This window comes from Ammoniphilus oxalaticus (genome assembly GCF_003609605.1).
Taxonomy (GTDB): domain Bacteria; phylum Bacillota; class Bacilli; order Aneurinibacillales; family RAOX-1; genus Ammoniphilus; species Ammoniphilus oxalaticus.
The window spans coordinates 1-15,687 of the sequence record NZ_MCHY01000011.1; the positions used below are offsets into that span (position 1 = coordinate 1).

At 42.9% G+C, this 15,687-nt stretch carries 18 protein-coding genes; 3 read left to right on the forward strand and 15 right to left on the reverse strand.

What is annotated here, in order from left to right:
• Window positions 1-726 precede the first annotated feature (726 nt).
• Complete coding sequence (locus BEP19_RS15135) at window positions 727-1,110, forward strand: hypothetical protein (RefSeq protein ID WP_120190781.1); 384 nt, start codon at window positions 727-729, stop codon at window positions 1,108-1,110.
• Window positions 1,111-1,314: 204 nt separating this feature from the next.
• A complete protein-coding gene (ilvD, locus tag BEP19_RS15140) occupies window positions 1,315-3,000 on the forward strand; it encodes a dihydroxy-acid dehydratase (protein ID WP_120190782.1) in 1,686 nt (561 codons plus the stop codon).
• Window positions 3,001-3,077: 77 nt separating this feature from the next.
• Here ilvD and BEP19_RS15145 read toward each other — a convergent pair whose 3' ends face one another.
• The 9 genes from BEP19_RS15145 to BEP19_RS15185 all read right to left on the reverse strand — a co-directional run bounded on the left by BEP19_RS15145 (window position 3,078) and on the right by BEP19_RS15185 (window position 11,254).
• Window positions 3,078-3,257, reverse strand: a complete 180-nt coding sequence (locus tag BEP19_RS15145) for a hypothetical protein (protein WP_120190783.1) — start codon at window positions 3,255-3,257, stop codon at window positions 3,078-3,080.
• Window positions 3,258-3,372: 115 nt separating this feature from the next.
• Window positions 3,373-4,080 (reverse strand): pseudouridine synthase, encoded by a 708-nt coding sequence (locus BEP19_RS15150; RefSeq protein WP_120190980.1) that lies wholly within the window; start codon window positions 4,078-4,080, stop codon window positions 3,373-3,375.
• Window positions 4,081-4,168: 88 nt separating this feature from the next.
• Complete coding sequence (locus BEP19_RS15155; protein ID WP_120190784.1) at window positions 4,169-4,486, reverse strand: hypothetical protein; 318 nt, start codon at window positions 4,484-4,486, stop codon at window positions 4,169-4,171.
• Between the two features lie 104 nt (window positions 4,487-4,590).
• Entirely contained in the window at window positions 4,591-7,041 is a 2,451-nt protein-coding gene (locus BEP19_RS15160) for a transglycosylase domain-containing protein (protein WP_120190785.1), read from the reverse strand.
• A gap of 121 nt (window positions 7,042-7,162) precedes the next feature.
• A complete protein-coding gene (locus BEP19_RS15165; protein ID WP_245983632.1) occupies window positions 7,163-7,384 on the reverse strand; it encodes a YqgQ family protein in 222 nt (73 codons plus the stop codon).
• Window positions 7,385-7,388: 4 nt separating this feature from the next.
• Window positions 7,389-7,808 (reverse strand): preQ(1) synthase, encoded by a 420-nt coding sequence (gene queF / locus BEP19_RS15170; RefSeq protein ID WP_120190786.1) that lies wholly within the window; start codon window positions 7,806-7,808, stop codon window positions 7,389-7,391.
• A 117-nt stretch (window positions 7,809-7,925) separates the two neighbouring features.
• Window positions 7,926-8,720 (reverse strand): inositol monophosphatase family protein, encoded by a 795-nt coding sequence (locus BEP19_RS15175; RefSeq protein WP_120190787.1) that lies wholly within the window; start codon window positions 8,718-8,720, stop codon window positions 7,926-7,928.
• 258 nt (window positions 8,721-8,978) lie between these two features.
• Entirely contained in the window at window positions 8,979-9,740 is a 762-nt protein-coding gene (locus BEP19_RS15180; RefSeq protein WP_120190788.1) for a hypothetical protein, read from the reverse strand.
• A 131-nt stretch (window positions 9,741-9,871) separates the two neighbouring features.
• Complete coding sequence (locus BEP19_RS15185; protein ID WP_120190789.1) at window positions 9,872-11,254, reverse strand: DEAD/DEAH box helicase; 1,383 nt, start codon at window positions 11,252-11,254, stop codon at window positions 9,872-9,874.
• Between the two features lie 145 nt (window positions 11,255-11,399).
• On the opposite strand from BEP19_RS15185, the gene BEP19_RS15190 reads away from it, so the two are divergent.
• Complete coding sequence (locus tag BEP19_RS15190; protein ID WP_120190790.1) at window positions 11,400-12,107, forward strand: MgtC/SapB family protein; 708 nt, start codon at window positions 11,400-11,402, stop codon at window positions 12,105-12,107.
• A 36-nt stretch (window positions 12,108-12,143) separates the two neighbouring features.
• Here the strand turns inward: BEP19_RS15190 and BEP19_RS15195 are convergent, their stop codons facing one another.
• The 6 genes from BEP19_RS15195 to tatC all read right to left on the reverse strand — a co-directional run bounded on the left by BEP19_RS15195 (window position 12,144) and on the right by tatC (window position 15,586).
• The gene (locus BEP19_RS15195; RefSeq protein WP_120190791.1) at window positions 12,144-13,046 is read right to left on the reverse strand and encodes a hypothetical protein; all 903 of its coding nucleotides are present in this window, start codon (window positions 13,044-13,046) and stop codon (window positions 12,144-12,146) included.
• Between the two features lie 281 nt (window positions 13,047-13,327).
• The gene (locus BEP19_RS15200) at window positions 13,328-13,564 is read right to left on the reverse strand and encodes a MoaD/ThiS family protein (RefSeq protein ID WP_245983650.1); all 237 of its coding nucleotides are present in this window, start codon (window positions 13,562-13,564) and stop codon (window positions 13,328-13,330) included.
• A 10-nt stretch (window positions 13,565-13,574) separates the two neighbouring features.
• On the reverse strand, window positions 13,575-14,039 hold the full coding sequence (locus BEP19_RS15205) for a molybdenum cofactor biosynthesis protein MoaE (protein ID WP_147393811.1): 465 nt from the start codon (window positions 14,037-14,039) through the stop codon (window positions 13,575-13,577).
• Window positions 14,040-14,041: 2 nt separating this feature from the next.
• Window positions 14,042-14,551, reverse strand: a complete 510-nt coding sequence (mobB, locus tag BEP19_RS15210; protein ID WP_120190794.1) for a molybdopterin-guanine dinucleotide biosynthesis protein B — start codon at window positions 14,549-14,551, stop codon at window positions 14,042-14,044.
• Window positions 14,552-14,567: 16 nt separating this feature from the next.
• Window positions 14,568-14,780 (reverse strand): twin-arginine translocase TatA/TatE family subunit, encoded by a 213-nt coding sequence (locus BEP19_RS15215; RefSeq protein WP_120190982.1) that lies wholly within the window; start codon window positions 14,778-14,780, stop codon window positions 14,568-14,570.
• Between the two features lie 38 nt (window positions 14,781-14,818).
• Window positions 14,819-15,586, reverse strand: coding sequence for a twin-arginine translocase subunit TatC (gene tatC / locus BEP19_RS15220; RefSeq protein WP_120190795.1), 768 nt, complete (start codon window positions 15,584-15,586; stop codon window positions 14,819-14,821).
• Window positions 15,587-15,687: the final 101 nt, after the last annotated feature.

Below are 15,687 nucleotides of genomic sequence, written 5' to 3' on the forward strand. Positions count from 1 at the left end.
CATTCATGAGAGCGACCAATTACTCGATTGCCAAACTTAAATAACAATAGAAGAACTGTATAATTAATTTAACACTCTCTTGTATAGGTTTATGTCGATCGAACATCTTGTTCGTAGCGACAAGTAATAATATAACACGTATGCCTTGCGAATGCAAGACCTTTTTTTAAAAAGTTTACGAGTTTCAGTTTTAAACCAAACTCAATCCCGCCTCACGTATTAGCAAAGCATACAGGCAACATGTAATAGGCTACCATTCCCGCGCTCAATTTTCAAGCGCAGTCGTTTGCTACATTCTTCCTCACTAAAAATCTACATAAATTTAATGGGGGGCCTTCCTATGCCTTCTTATCTTAGTATTTTGTTGTTGAGGTTGAAGGCATTCTAATCATTTGGATAGATGAATAACACAACCGTCGCTGGCAATTGTTACGCCATCTCCAGATGGCGGCAAATTCCGTATTTAATTGAACCAAATTGTTTTGTATAGCAAATAATCTCACGTAGCGGTAACAATTCCAGATGGCCCCCCAAAAAAAGCCGCCTGATTTTCTCAATTTATCGAATAGATAGGCTTATTCATAGTTCTCTGACTTGATTCGAATGTTTACATAGTTATTTCCTTTTTATTTATGAGCAACTTCTCGTTATACTCATATGATACAATACTCATAATACGATACGCGATATACGAGAGACGCCGTAAATGACGGAGGTGAAGAATCGTTGAGTTCTGATTTTATTCGTGTGAAGGCCTTGGAAGGTGAGCTGAAGTTGTCGCAAGTGAAAAGCCGTTTCGGTTGTTCAATTACGACAAAAGAGCTTGTTTTTCAAAAACCCCATCAATCATATCAAATACAGTTGTCAGATATCATTAGTATGAAACCGCACCATCTTGAGGCAAGAGACATTGCATTTGCTGTTCATACGCCGCGACAAGAACCGGTCATTGCAACATTTGAAAAGAATTATTACTTAATCTCTGCGGAAAAAGTGACAATCTATAATCGAAACGGTGTCTTTGAAAAGGGCCAAACCCAAGTCATTGCGCCGTTGAGCCAAAAGATACTGGAACATATTGCCTGTTACAGTAATTTAACCGTCTTTTAAAACAGCGCTAAATCGAGTCCCCTTTGCTGGGGGCTTTTTTGTTTGATCGCCAGTTACCAATTAACAACGGATTGTCTTTTGCGCTAGTAGCAAATATACTTGATAAACAACTTAGGCAAAGTCGTTTACTTTTATAAAACTTTCACTCTTTATTCAAAAAAAGTGTTAAAATAAGATGATATCTAAACGTGTGAGGTGTAAATCATGAAGAGAGAACTAAGAAGTGACATTATTAAAAGAGGATTTGATCGCGCTCCTCACCGTAGTCTTTTGCGAGCTACAGGAGTTATTCAAGATGAATCCGATTGGGACAAGCCATTTATTGCGATTGCGAATTCATACATCGACATCATTCCTGGTCATGTTCACCTTCAGGAATTTGGAAAGATAGTAAAAGAAGCTGTCCGTGAAGCGGGCGGTGTGCCGTTTGAATTCAATACAATCGGTGTGGATGATGGAATTGCGATGGGACACATTGGTATGCGGTATTCGCTGCCAAGTCGCGAGATTATTGCCGACTCGATTGAAACTGTTGTTGACGCGCACGCTTTCGACGGACTGATTTGTATCCCTAACTGCGACAAGATTACACCAGGCATGATCATGGCGGCTTTACGCGTGAACATTCCTACAATTCTTGTTACTGGCGGTCCAATGAAGGCCGGTAAAACATCGGATGGGCGTTCGATTTCATTATCCTCCGTATTCGAAGGTGTCGGCGCTTTCCAATCAGGAAAGATTAACGAAGAAAGTTTGAAAGAACTTGAAATGTACGGCTGCCCAACTTGCGGCTCCTGCTCAGGCATGTTTACCGCAAACTCAATGAACTGTATTTGCGAAGTGTTAGGAATTGCTTTGCCTGGCACAGGCACAACACTGGCGGTTACTGAAGAGCGTCGTGAATTAGTAAAGCGCGCGGCAAGTCAAATTATTCGTTTAATCGATGAAGATCTAAAGCCTCGCGACATCATTACAGAAAAAGCTATCGACAATGCTTTTGCGTTAGATATGGCGATGGGCGGTTCCACAAACACGGTGCTGCATACACTGGCCATCGCAAATGAGGCGGGCCTCTCTTATTCACTAGAAAGAATTAACGAAGTAGCAAAGCGCGTGCCGCATCTATCCAAAATTGCGCCAGCATCCGATCACCATATGGAAGATGTCCATGACGCGGGTGGCGTTACAGCAATCTTAAATGAATTGAGTAAAAAAGAAGGAGCCCTTCATCTTGACACATTGTCCGTAACAGGCAAAACTTTAGGTGAAAACATTGCGGGTTATGATGTGAAGAACAACGAAGTTATCCGTCCGTTAGACAATCCCCATTCTGAAACAGGCGGCCTATCCATTCTATTTGGAAACATTGCGCCTGAAGGGGCTGTGATCAAAACAGGCGCCGTCGAACCTGGCATTACCCGACATGAAGGACCTGCGATCGTATTCGAATCTCAGGAAGCCGCATTAGAAGGAATTGCTAATGGTGAAGTTAAAGAAGGACATGTTGTCGTGATTCGCTATGAAGGACCTAAAGGCGGACCGGGAATGCCTGAAATGTTGGCCCCAACCTCTCAAATCATGGGAATGGGCCTCGGCACCAAGGTAGCCCTCATTACGGATGGTCGCTTTTCAGGAGCCTCTCGCGGCATTAGTATCGGACACATCTCCCCAGAAGCTGCTGAAGGCGGGCCGATTGCTTTCGTTGAAGACGGGGATACGATCTTAATTGATATGGAAAAGAACATTTTAGAATTAAACATCTCTGAAGAAGAAATGGAAAAGAGAAAGCAAGCTTGGACTGGCTTTGAACCGAAGGTGAAGAGAGGGTACCTTGCAAGATACTCTAAACTTGTAACCTCGGCGAGCACAGGCGGAATCATGAAAATTTAACGGATTGCTTATGCGTATAAAATTTAATAAAATAAAAAAAGTCTTGTCAATTGGCAAGACTTTTTTTATCGGCTTTACTACTTATGTGATTTTAACTCAGCAATACGACGATTAATCATTTGAACTTTTTTGTACATTTCCATTCTTGAATTCCAATTCAGTTGCGGATTTGTGACTGAATCTTTGATTTTTGTTTTCTCTCTTAGCAAAGAACCTACATCCGTCGTCGCTTTAATTTCGGCTGAAAATCCAATCAAGAATAGAACCCCCTATATACTATTTCTTCCTCGCCCACTAAAATAGTATCAGATCTAGCTGATTCAGTCTACCATTTTATGTAAATTAACACACGAGCCATTTTAGTATTTAACATTAACCCTTTAATAGAAGCAGTTCTTGTTCACTCAACTCCCTGTACTCTCCCAGCGTTAAAGCGGGATCAAGCTCTAACGGACCCATTTGAATTCGTTTCAAAAACACAACTTGTTTTCCCACCGCTTGAAACATTCTTTTTACTTGATGGAATTTACCTTCATAGATGGTCAACTCTATTTTTGAACGCGGGCCAGACTCTTTAATGTTTAATTGCGCGGGAAGTGTTTCATATCCATCATCTAATGTAACACCTTGTTCAAAGCGACGAGCGTCTTCTTCCGTTACGAAGCCCTCAATTTCAGCATAATACGTTTTCGCAACTTGTTTCCGCGGGGAAAGAAGTTCGTGCGCTAATTTACCATCGTTGGTTAAAAGTAATAATCCTTCTGTATCCTTGTCCAATCTTCCTACTGGAAAGACATGAAAATGGCGGTAGTCGTATTCAAGTAGATCAACGACCGTTTTTTCAACAAGGTCTTCGGTAGCGGAAATGACGCCTTGCGGTTTGTTCATTATTAAATAAACATGCTCACGATATTCAACACGTTCCCCGTCAAATTCAATCTGCTGTTTTTCTGGATTAATGTGTTGACTCGTATCCTTAACTGTTTTTCCATCGACGCAAATGATGCCCATTTTTGAAAACTTTTTGATTTCTTTGCGCGTCCCAAACCCCATATTGGATAACATTTTATCTAATCTCATTTTAGCCATCGCCATTTCTTCCTTTCCTAAACAAGCATTTGCTATATAAAGAAAAGGGTAATTCCGATCGGAATTACCCTAGATGTTCTCACTTATCCTGTTCGGGATACCAGTTATCAAGCACTTTCGCTTCAAGGACTTTATCCTTCACAAACTCAACTTGTTGCGCTGTAAATTGTGGTGTCCAATCAAGCCCCAGTTCCCCTGCCATCTGCGAGACAGTCAGTAATTCCTGCCAGGCAACGTACCTTTTATACCAGAAGAATTGTGGATGCTCACTCATGTAGGGATATAGGTCATCAAATTCTGTATGCTTACAATCAACGGCCCGCTCAAAAGTAACCTTTGCTTTTTCAATTCTTTCTCGGAAGTAGTTGGTAACTTCTTGATCCATTTGGATGGACATCGCGCTTCCCCTCCCATGCTTCTTATCTATCTCATATTATAGTACAAAAGCATAAGCAAAATCGAACGATTTCGCGCATTCAAGGGATGAAATTAAAACCATCATCACGGGTTCCCTCTGCCCCGTCCATCGCCCGTAGGTTGTTGAGCTGGCGCTTCCAACATACCTGGATCTGGGGACCCTGTCCCCCCGTCCGTATGAGGCGGAACCTGTGGCTCAGCATCTGGTTCTGGTTTTGAATCGGAATTGTTGGGCCTCCCTGAATTGCCGGGTCTCGGCCTTTCTTGATCTTGTTGCGATGGGTTAGGTCGCGTTAAATCCTCCTCATCAGACTCCTCTTCATCAAGTTCGTCATCTCCTTCCTCTGGTGGCAACAAACTAGGATCGATTTCTTTCGGGGAGATCTTCACCGTATTAGATTGAGCCCCTTCCTTATCCAGCTTCGTGCTAAACGGAATGACCAGATAATGAATCGCCCGATCTGACGGAACCTCTAAGTCAACCCATTCATTGTAATCTACTTCTCCCAGGAACTCTGTCTGACCTGGATCATCAAAATAACGGTAAATGCGATAAATCATCCCTTCCTCCTGGGCTGACCAGGTAAGATGGACCGAATCCGCGATTTGTTGGGCCTTCAAATCTGAAATCGAAGGCACTTCTATCGGCTTTCGTAATTCCTTCACATTGGACGGTTTATCAAATTGCTTTACTTTCTTTCCTTTTAACGCTTCGCTCATGACAGTACTAAAGAATTTTGCGGTAACGCCGCTTCCATCAACCAAGTACCCATCGGATGATCGTTCATATCCCATCCAGATCGAACCGACATATTCAGGCGTATACCCGACAAACCAAGCATCTCGATTTCCTCTCGTGCCTTCCATCTGAGTGGTTCCTGTTTTTCCCGCAACAGGTCGATTCATGCGGGCGCTTCTGCCCGTTCCTTCATCAACCGCTGATTTTAGCATTTGGGTCATATAATACGCATTTTGTTCGGACATAACCGTGGAAGTGGATATATCCGCATTGGCAACAACGACACCGCTATTATCTTCAACCCGTGTAATTGCGTGCGGTTCAATAATGACACCGCGATTCGCGAATGCGCTATAGGCTTGAGCCATATCCATTGCGGATACGCCTGGCGTAAAGTCACCCAATGCGATACCTAATTTTCGATTCTTTTGTTTATCATATTCAAAACCAAAACGATCTAAGTAGCGGAAACTTGTGTCGATGCCCAGTTCATTCAACAGCCAGACCGCAGAGACGTTCTTTGATCGTTTTACCGCATCGATCATCGTAACTCTGCCCCAATAGCCGTCGCCAGCCCAGTTACTTGGACTGTATCCGCCGGCAAACGTCATCTTTTCATCTTTTAAGGTATCATACGGTCCCCACCCATTTTCCAATGCGGCCGTATAAACGGCAACAGGTTTAAACGTTGATCCCGGACTTCTCTCTGCTTGTGTGGCGAGGTTTCTGTCCCCCGTGTTATATTCCCTACGCCCCATCATCGCCGCGACTCCACCCGTTTTGTGATCTAAGATGACCATTGCTGCCTGTGGTTTATTTTCCTTCGAACTCCCTCTAGGAAACAATTTGTCGTTATTAAAGGCGTTAAACATCGCTCGTTGCGCTTGCGGATCGAGCTGGGTATAAATACGGTAGCCGCCTCGGTATAAATCATTTTCTGTTAAATTGTATTTTTCCTGCGCTTCTTTAATGACATAATCGACGTAAGCGCGATATTCCGGTTTCCCGCGTTTCTCACGATTTGGATTAAGTTCCAATTCCTCAGCGCTCGCCTGCTCCATTTCTTCCTTTGTAATGGAGCCATTGCGATGCATGACACTCAGCACAACTTTACGCCGTTCTGCGGATCTTTCATAATTATTAAATGGTGAGTACGCATTGGGCGCCTTTGGTAGACCTGCAAGCGTCGCGACTTGGGCCAAACTAAGTTCATTCAAGTCGGTAATCCCAAAATAATATTCAGATGCGGCTTTAATCCCGTATACAGCGTCCCCAAACAATATTTCATTGAGATAAAACTCTAGAATCTGCTCTTTTGAATAATTTCGCTCTAAATTTAAAGCGATGACCGCTTCTTTTGTTTTTCGCCAAATAGATTTTTCATTCGTTAAGTATACGTTCTTCGCTAACTGTTGTGTAATCGTACTGGCGCCCTCTACCGCGCCCCGCGCCTTAATATCTTTATAGATCGCGCGCCCAATCGCGATGACGTCCACCCCTGTGTGAGTGAAAAAGCGCTCATCCTCCACATTCACAAATGCCTTAACGACAAGCGGCGGGATGTCAGGGTATTCTACATACTCCCGATTCTGATCAACATACAACTTGTAAAATTCATTTTTATTAATATCAAGAAGGACTGAAGTCTGGCTCTGCTGTAATACTTTGTCTTTATCCATAATCACATTGCCGACAGACATCAATGCGGCGCAGCCGCCCAAAACGAGGAGCGTGAACAATCCCGCCAAACCGACAAACCATCTCAACCAATTGTTTTTCTTACGCTTCTTACGCATGGCTTCTTCCTCTCATAGAAAAAAGTTGTTTCTACTTTGTCTGTTTAGTTATACTTCCAACCGAAACGAAAGTTTCAAAAAATTGCAATAAAAGCAGTAGAAGACGCAAGTTCCGCGTCTTCTACCGTGTAAATCTGCGATTTTGTTTTATATCAGAAATCCGCTTTCGGATTGTCAGCAACGCAAAACGATAAAGGTCTTGGTCAGGAATCAAGCCAGCCTGATGGAGCTCTTTAAGTTCATCTTCCATTAACTCACAATCAGCAATCGCATCACCTGTATAAATGAAGATCCCGAATGTTCTCAAAAGGTCCTTTACATCTAAAAAGGACATCCGCTCCATTGCCCTAGTCCTCTCTTGTATACTCTACAACAACGGTCGTGCCCAATCCGCCGCGCTTGTTCCAATCTGCTTCAATTTTCATATAGAGCGGATCGCAACAGGCCACAAGATCATTCAAAATACGGTTAGTCGCATGCTCTTGATAAATCCCCACGTTACGGTAAGAAGTCAAGTAATACTTTAAAGATTTCATTTCGATTAATTCTTTATTTGGGACAAACATAATCTTTATATCCGCAAAATCAGGTAATCCAGACCAAGGACAAACAGATGTAAACTCATTTGTCGGGATATTTACTTCTGTCCGTTTTCCTACATATTCATAAGGGATCGTTTCTAAAATATTGACCAAAATGACCGATTCATCTTGGGTGTCAAAACGAATGCCTTGATATTTATCATAATCGTGTTCAACGCGCGCCATCTTCTACTCCTCCTCAATTCCACGATGAATGGGGCCCTTATTGGCCCGCAAAACAACGCATACTAACCCATTTTATCTTTAATTATCGGTGATTTCTTTTCAAAAAGCAACAAATGTTCACAGATCACGCTGGATAAATGAGAGCAGTTGCTTATGCAGTCCCGGATTTGAAGCGATCAACGGACCCGCTTCAAGGTAGGACAACGGAGCGTCTTCCCATGTCGTGATGACACCGCCCGCCTCTTCGACAATCATTTTCCCCGCGGCAAAGTCCCACGGGTTTAAATATAAACTAATGTAAGCGTCTAACCGTCCAGCAGCGACGTAAGCCAATTCCAAAGCGGCGCAACCATAAACGCGAATTCCCCTGCAGTGTTTCGGTAGCTGATAGATCATCTCTAACAACTTACTTTTTTCTATCCGTTCATTCCAGAACAATCCCGTGCAAATCAACGACTCTTCAAGACGTTCTAACCGCGTATTTTGCAGGCGTTGTTCGTTTAGATAGGCCCCTTCGCCACGCGCTGCCCAGAACAATTCATCGCGAGATGGATCATAAATGATTCCAAACACGCCTTTCTCCTTATGCGTGACCGCGACGCTGATCACATAGTTGACCTGTTGGTGCACAAAATTAATGGTGCCATCGATCGGATCAATAATCCATAATGTATCAAATTCGTCAGGATCTTTTTCAAATGTTCCCTCTTCACCAACGATCCCATGATCTGGATAATGAGCAAGAATCTTTTCTATCAAAAATTTCTCGACCTCTTTATCCACCTTTGTTACCAAGTCTGAATGCGATGTCTTATATGTAATATCCAAGCTCTGTTTCGATTTTTCAAAGCTCATCTCCCCAGCCTGGATCACCCATTCTTTAGCTTGCTTTAACATTTTATTGTAGTCCATGTTGTTAACACACCCTTGTCTGTCATCAATTACGCCTCTTATAAATCTGTGACATCCGCAAGAGGCTTTAACTGGATTCGACTGAATTCAGTTCATAATGGCCCTTGTCTTAATAGTATTCTCCTTTTCCCTAAAATGACCTATTCAAGCTTTTTCCAGCATGATCAAAAAAAAGAGTGACCTTTCACCTTCAGTCACCCCTCATTTTATCAATTTATCATCCATAGATCGAATACCAACCGATCGACGCGAAAAGGGCTAGTTTAATTTTTTCCGCAAGCCGCGATGCATCGGATGTTGTTCAACAATCAACATTAAATTCTCCATCCATGCTTTCACCCCAAGTATATTCCTTAATTCTTGGTCGGTAAAGGACGTCATATTCATAAAGCGCTCCATCTCGGCTACCCAGCTTTCCATTTGACGATCAAAGCCATTCCACTTCATCATTTGAAGCACTTCCGGGTTGCTATCCATCACTTCTAACATAATCTGACGCGTATGCAAAATTCGTTGAATTGATTCGAAAGCTTGTTGTCGATACTCTAATGCCTGTTTACGCGACCGCGCGATCCGATCACTGCGAGTGAAACTAAAATAGGCCGCAAAGTGTAAGAGGGTCAAGATTAAAACCGTCAGTGTGAAAGCGACCCCGAGTTTATAATAAAGGGGGGACCAGGAAGCGTAACTCATTAACCAGCCTGTAAAATGATAAAGTAATGATAACACCCAAAACGACATTATCATGTAATTAACGCGAATCACTTTATGTTCAATTTGGACAAATGTCTTCGTGGAAGCAACAATAAAAGCTAACAAGTATAAAATCAAAAAAAGCAAGCTCGTCATAAACAACAAAATTTGCATCGTTTGTTTATACGCAAGATCATCTGGAATTTGGACAAATGAGCTGATCGGATAGGCAAGACAACCAAATAGTAAAATACCTAACAACCAACTTACATCTGTAACTTTTCTTTTCTCCACCTTGTGCTTTTCCGTTCTGGAGATCAATTCCACTTTTTCACCACCCTCCCAACAAAACCTACAGATTCACTTCAACGTTTGACTCTTATTTTGGACCTTCCCCGACTCTGCTGGCAAGCTTTAAATAATGGGATTGTAATGTTGCGTTAAAAAAAAGAGAGAGGTTAGCGACTCCTCTCTCTAGCCTCCTGCTTCTTTTTGGAACGAATCGTTTGATTGATCGATTGACGAATCCGCTTTCTCTTCTCTTGCTGTTCAAGCCGCGCTTGCTCTAATTTCGCCTTTTTCTTATAGCCTGGTTTTACCTTCTCGTTGTTTTTCCTTTTTGGAGAGTTAACGACCAATTGCTTCGGCTCTGGCCGCGCGGATGTTCCGCCCCTTGGACGGCGGCGCCTGTTGCTCCCTTTTGATTTAGGGACCTCAACAAAACCTTTTGTTCCGAACAAGACGCGCTCCTCAATTTTTTGATGAATCGCGCTTTCAATTTTAGACATAATTATCTTTTGGCGAGGGGACACGAATGTAATCGCCGTCCCGCTTTGCCCCGCTCTGCCCGTTCTGCCAACACGATGAATATAGCTTTCTGGATCGGATGGGAGGTCAAAATTAAACACATGGGTGACCCCTTCGACATCGACCCCGCGCGAAGCAATATCAGTGCAGACCAAATATTGAAACTTCACTTGACGAAACGCGTCCATCAAACGCTCTCTCTTATTTTGAGACAACCCGCCATGCAACGCCTCCGCCTCAAAACCTTCTTGTTGTAATTGTTCTGTAACAGAGTCCACCCGATTTTGCGTATTAACAAAGATAATGGCTAGAAACGGATTAAGCTCGCCTAACAATGTCTTCAGCGCTTCCAACTTTTCACTTTGATTAACAACATAAAAATATTGATCTGTTGTTTCCGCTGTGGCTTGTTTCATATCGACTTTAATATGCGGCGGCTGAAACATAAAACGATGCGCCAGTTGACGAACCCGATCTGGCATCGTCGCCGAAAATAACAAAGTTTGTTTTTGATGAGCCGTCTGAGCGATAATTGTTTCTACGTCTTCTTGGAAACCCATTTCCAACATTTTATCGGCTTCATCGAGCACCAACATTTTTAATCGTCCAAAATGGAGTGTTCCCCTTTGCATGTGATCCAAAATTCGACCTGGCGTACCGACGACAATCTGAACAGGCTGTTGTAGCTTGTTCATCTGCGCCCCAATATCGCGACCTCCATGCAACGTCAATACATTGACATCTAAATGCTTTGCTAAATCCGCTGCGTCTTGTCCAATTTGAATGGCCAATTCACGTGTCGGAGTCATAATCAACCCTTGAATAGATCGGTTGTCTTCATTTATTTTCTGTAACATCGGAATCACGAAAGCCGCGGTTTTACCCGTTCCTGTCTGAGCTTGTCCAATTAAATCTTTGCCCTCTAAAGCGAGTGGGATCGCCTTTGCTTGAATCGGTGTCGGTTCCTGAAAATAAAGATCTTTAATTCCTCTTATTATTTCTGCGCGAAGTCCAAACTTTTCAAATCCTGACATTATTAGACTCCTTTCTCTTTCAAACTATCTTAATTTTACATCATCTAGCGTGGATGACAACTTTTTCCGAATCCATTGTCTCAAACATGGTTAATCATTTCAGTCATATAGTATAATAAGGAAATAAACAAGAGAGGGGATTCCCATGTTCTTTGTTGATACTTCCATATTACTGAAGTTAGGCGCGTCGACAATTTTAGGACTAGTGATTGGGTTAGAACGGGAACTCCAAAAGAAACCGTTAGGATTAAAAACCTCACTCGTCATTTGTGTGAGTAGCTGCATCCTGACGATTGTCTCCATTGAGGCGTCCAACCACTATGCTGTTCCCTACCAAAAACCGATGGATCCCCTTCGTCTTGCCGCTCAGATTGTATCCGGTATCGGATTCCTCGGGGCAGGCGTCATTTTGCACAAACAAAACGATGTGATCATTGGACTGACAACCGCCGCGATGATTTGGGCCGCTTCTGGGCTCGGTATCGCCGCCGGCGCAGGATTTTACTTAGAAGCTTTTGTCGCTGTATTCTTAATCATTGTTTCTGTAGAGTTACTTCCCCCGATTATAAAACGGATCGGCCCCAAATCTTTGCGTGAGCAGGAAATAAAGCTCGAACTCACCTTGAGCAAAGAAGATAATCGGGTATTAGAGGTAATGGAAGCGCTTAAAGAGCGTCACATAAAAATTAAGTATATTAAAATACGGGATGTCTCAGCCAGTTCAGAACGAGGCGAAACCCATCAAGTTAACTTAATCGTGCACGTTGATGGTGAACGGTACAATGCCGACATTTACCATGAAATCAAGCAAATCCCTTACATCGTCAGTGTTCAAATTGAAACATTATTATAAGAAATACAAAGGGGTGCGCCCGCACCCTCTTCACATTTATACATATTGCTGATTTTTCCCTCTTTCAAAGTGAAACCCATCCACCTGTTTCCCTTTAAAAAGCATGCGAATATTAATCCATTCAAACGACTCCGATAACACTTCTTGAAAAACAGTCTGCATCACATGATGCGTCGTATCTTCATTCGGCTTAACCTTTAACTCCACTGTAATATCCGCGCCGTCATCCTCATAGTAACAACTCGCTTTGGCCAAGGGACGGTTTTCATTGTCCACTAAATCATAAATCGCATCTGCTTCCATTTGATCGACAATAACTTCATCTCGTTCCGAACTCTCAGGCTCATCGTGTTCCAACTGTCCCATATGGGTCCCATCAACAAACAAGGTAAATTGATACTGATCAATCAGATCGTGATCATAATCCTTCAATAAGATCGCTTCAATGTCTTCCATCTCTCGCGGCGAAGGCTCAAACGTAAAATGAATTTCACCGACAACGTCCGTTCCCTTTATATCGACGATCGCTTCCGCGACAAGCTCCCCCGCCTGATCATAGATTTGATATTCGATGCCTTGTTCGCTTTGCCCAACAATCCAGCGCTCGTATTCTAATCCCTCGTCCTCGCCTAACTCAACATCATCCGCATAATCCATATAATCATCTAGCATTGAATAAGACCCGTAAAAAACGTGGACATGATGATCTTGAACACCAAGCGCAAACACAAGACTGGTTACATAGGATTCCAGCTGTTCTACAATCTCCCCGACCTGCTCTGGACTTACATATTCTTCGTCCAACTGCACCGTCCCCAACAATTGATCCTGTTCCCGATAAATTAGATAGAGATCGCCGATCCAATCGCCATCTCTATGTATCGACAACGTTTCTCCGCCAGGTCCCCGCAATTCAGGTTGCAATTCAATTGTACCCATCATCCCACTCCTTCGCATACGTTCTCTTCTCTATTTTGGGATAATGAGGAGCCAGATATACTAAAGAATAAGCGGCGCGACAAACATCGCAAATTAGAATTAAAAAGCCGCTTGCAAATAAAGCGGGAAACGATTGAGCCTGCATGATCTAATTGAAATAGAAAATAAAAACGCCGACAAGGAATTCGCGCCAAAAGTAACACCCGTTCACAGGCGCAACGCGACCTCGTCGGCAATTCGCATATCTAGTTTTTCAGTAAATTTACACTAAGCGAACCGTGTTATCCCCCACTTACCGGAGGTATAAATGCCACCTCATCTGACTCGCTCACGAGTTGTTGTCCATCCGCGTATTCTTGATTTACAGCTGCTAAACTATTTTTTAGCAGCGGCTCCATCGCGGGATACTTTTCGATAAGGATCGCTCTTACTTGTTCGATGGACAACGATTGTTGATCGGTCTCAATCAAAACGCTTGGAGAACCAGCAACTTCCGACAGACCGGCAAACAGCATCACACGAATCAACTTATTTCTCTCCTTTCAATTCGGGTTGCCCCGTTGGATAGGCCACTTGTTCCTTTTGATCGCCGATCCAGGATTGTCCGTCTTCCCAGTTTTCCTTTTTCCAAATCGGAACAATTTCTTTAATGCGCTCAATTGCATAACGACTGGCCTCAAAGGCCGCGTCCCGATGTGGAGTAGACACCGCAATCGCAACAGCGACATCGGAAATATCTAGATGACCAACACGATGATGAATCGCAACGCGAGCCTCTGGATGTTTTTCAATGATTTCATCGCCGATCTGTTTTAACTTTTTTTCCGCCATCGCGGCATACGCTTGGTACTCTAAATAAAGAGTCTTTTTACCTCGCGTAAATTCGCGCACCATTCCGATAAAAGTAGAGACAGCCCCTGCATGCGGATGTGTGACATGATCAATTAAAGGCTGGATCTCGATTGGTTTGTCCGTAATCGCATAACTTTTCATGTTTATTTGTTTCCCCCCATCTCATTTTGAACATAATCATAAATAATCGTAAACAATTCAGGAAATTGATCTATGTGAACAACAGGAATGGAAGGATGTTCGTAGGGAAACCAACTAGCAATCGCCATGATTTCTGTTGTTTCCTCAACCAGAGACAGATCCGATTCATTTCGCAAGAGGACAACCTTCGGATAATTCTCAAATTTATATCCTTCAATCACGACAAGTTCGATCCCATCCATCCGCTCAATTAAATGTTCCAAACGGGTCGGTCGCTGTTCCATAATCGCCGTTTTATGCTTCGAAGTAATCGCGACAACTGAGGCTCCCGCTTCCCGATGCAACCAAGTGTCTTTGCCGGGGTGATCAACTTCAAAATTATGGGCGTCATTTTTAATGCTTCCGACTTTCCAACCCTGCTCTACAAATCGTTCAATAATTTTACAGCATGTCGTTGTCTTCCCGCTGTTTTTGTAACCGACTACCTGAATGATTGCTTTCTTATTATCCATGCTAATCACTCCGTATTTAGTTAGTTCTTTCAGAAGTCCTTAAAACGGGCTCGGTCTCTTCCTTTTTCTCTACGCCTTCATCATCCATCAGCCCTTTAGAGGAACGTTTAAATTCTCTCAACGAGGAACCAAATGCTCGTCCGATTTCTGGCAATTTATGGGGGCCAAATACGATTAAAGCAATCACTAAAATTAAAATAAGTCCAGGAAAACCAATATTTTGAAACATCCCCTTCATTTCCTCTCTTCCATTTTATTATTCTATACTTATTCTGACTGATCCAGATGATTTTTCTCATCTTCACGCTGCTGTTTCTTATAGACTCTCTTCGATAGTATAATGCTCAATTCATATAACAACAATAGTGGTCCCGCCACCAATATATCGGAAATAATTTCTGGCGGGGTAAGGATGACCGCGGTCACAATCAGCGTAAAGTATGCGAGCTTGCGCATCTTGGCTAGTCGCACCGGATTGAGCGCCCTGATTTTTGTCAGAAAGACAACAATCACAGGCAATTCAAACAAAACGCCAAAAGGGAACACGATCGAAAACATAAAATTAAAGTATTGCGTCAGCCCGATCATTTCTTGAACTTGCAATGTTTTCGTCATGACCAACATAAACCGCGTAATCATTGGAAATAAAATAAAGTAGGCAAAACCGAGCCCGATTACAAATAAGACGGTTGCCGCGGGAATAAACCGCAGAGCGATTTTTTGCTCTCTTTCCCGCAAACCGGGTTTTGCAAATGCCCATACTTGATAAAGGATAAATGGAACCGATAAAATAACACCGAGGGCGAGAGCGACTTTCATATAAACAGCAAGCGCGTCAGGCATAGCAAACACGTGCAATTCAATTTGCTGGGCGACAGCCGTCCTTTTTAATTCATCGACAACCCGTCCCGCAAACACGAAGCCGATAATAACGGCCGCAGCAAAATAAACCAGGCTGTAAATGATTCTTTTCCTCAATTCGCCAAGATGTTCAGTTAACGGCTGCTGTTGTTCATCCCTTGCCACAGCACTCATAAGAGCCACCTTCTCCATTTAAAGTATAATCAAATCAGACCTGACGTTATGACGCACAAAATTAAGAGGAATCACCTATAAAGCGCCTTTTAAATATGGTT

Coding starts and splice junctions, on each gene's coding strand:
- BEP19_RS15175 (WP_120190787.1), bottom strand. CDS start 8,720: ATGGACTACAATAAAATGTTAAAGCAAGCTAAAGAATGGGTGATCCAG.
- BEP19_RS15150 (WP_120190980.1), bottom strand. CDS start 4,080: ATGAGATTAGATAAAATGTTATCCAATATGGGGTTTGGGACGCGCAAA.
- BEP19_RS15215 (WP_120190982.1), bottom strand. CDS start 14,780: ATGTTTCAAAATATTGGTTTTCCTGGACTTATTTTAATTTTAGTGATT.
- BEP19_RS15205 (WP_147393811.1), bottom strand. CDS start 14,039: ATGAAAAGTTATGCGATTACGGACAAACCAATCGAGATCCAGCCTTTA.
- BEP19_RS15195 (WP_120190791.1), bottom strand. CDS start 13,046: ATGGGTACAATTGAATTGCAACCTGAATTGCGGGGACCTGGCGGAGAA.
- BEP19_RS15190 (WP_120190790.1), top strand. CDS start 11,400: ATGTTCTTTGTTGATACTTCCATATTACTGAAGTTAGGCGCGTCGACA.
- queF (WP_120190786.1), bottom strand. CDS start 7,808: ATGGCGCGCGTTGAACACGATTATGATAAATATCAAGGCATTCGTTTT.
- BEP19_RS15185 (WP_120190789.1), bottom strand. CDS start 11,254: ATGTCAGGATTTGAAAAGTTTGGACTTCGCGCAGAAATAATAAGAGGA.
- BEP19_RS15160 (WP_120190785.1), bottom strand. CDS start 7,041: ATGCGTAAGAAGCGTAAGAAAAACAATTGGTTGAGATGGTTTGTCGGT.
- mobB (WP_120190794.1), bottom strand. CDS start 14,551: ATGGATAATAAGAAAGCAATCATTCAGGTAGTCGGTTACAAAAACAGC.
- BEP19_RS15165 (WP_245983632.1), bottom strand. CDS start 7,384: ATGGAGCGGATGTCCTTTTTAGATGTAAAGGACCTTTTGAGAACATTC.
- ilvD (WP_120190782.1), top strand. CDS start 1,315: ATGAAGAGAGAACTAAGAAGTGACATTATTAAAAGAGGATTTGATCGC.
- tatC (WP_120190795.1), bottom strand. CDS start 15,586: ATGAGTGCTGTGGCAAGGGATGAACAACAGCAGCCGTTAACTGAACAT.
- BEP19_RS15155 (WP_120190784.1), bottom strand. CDS start 4,486: ATGTCCATCCAAATGGATCAAGAAGTTACCAACTACTTCCGAGAAAGA.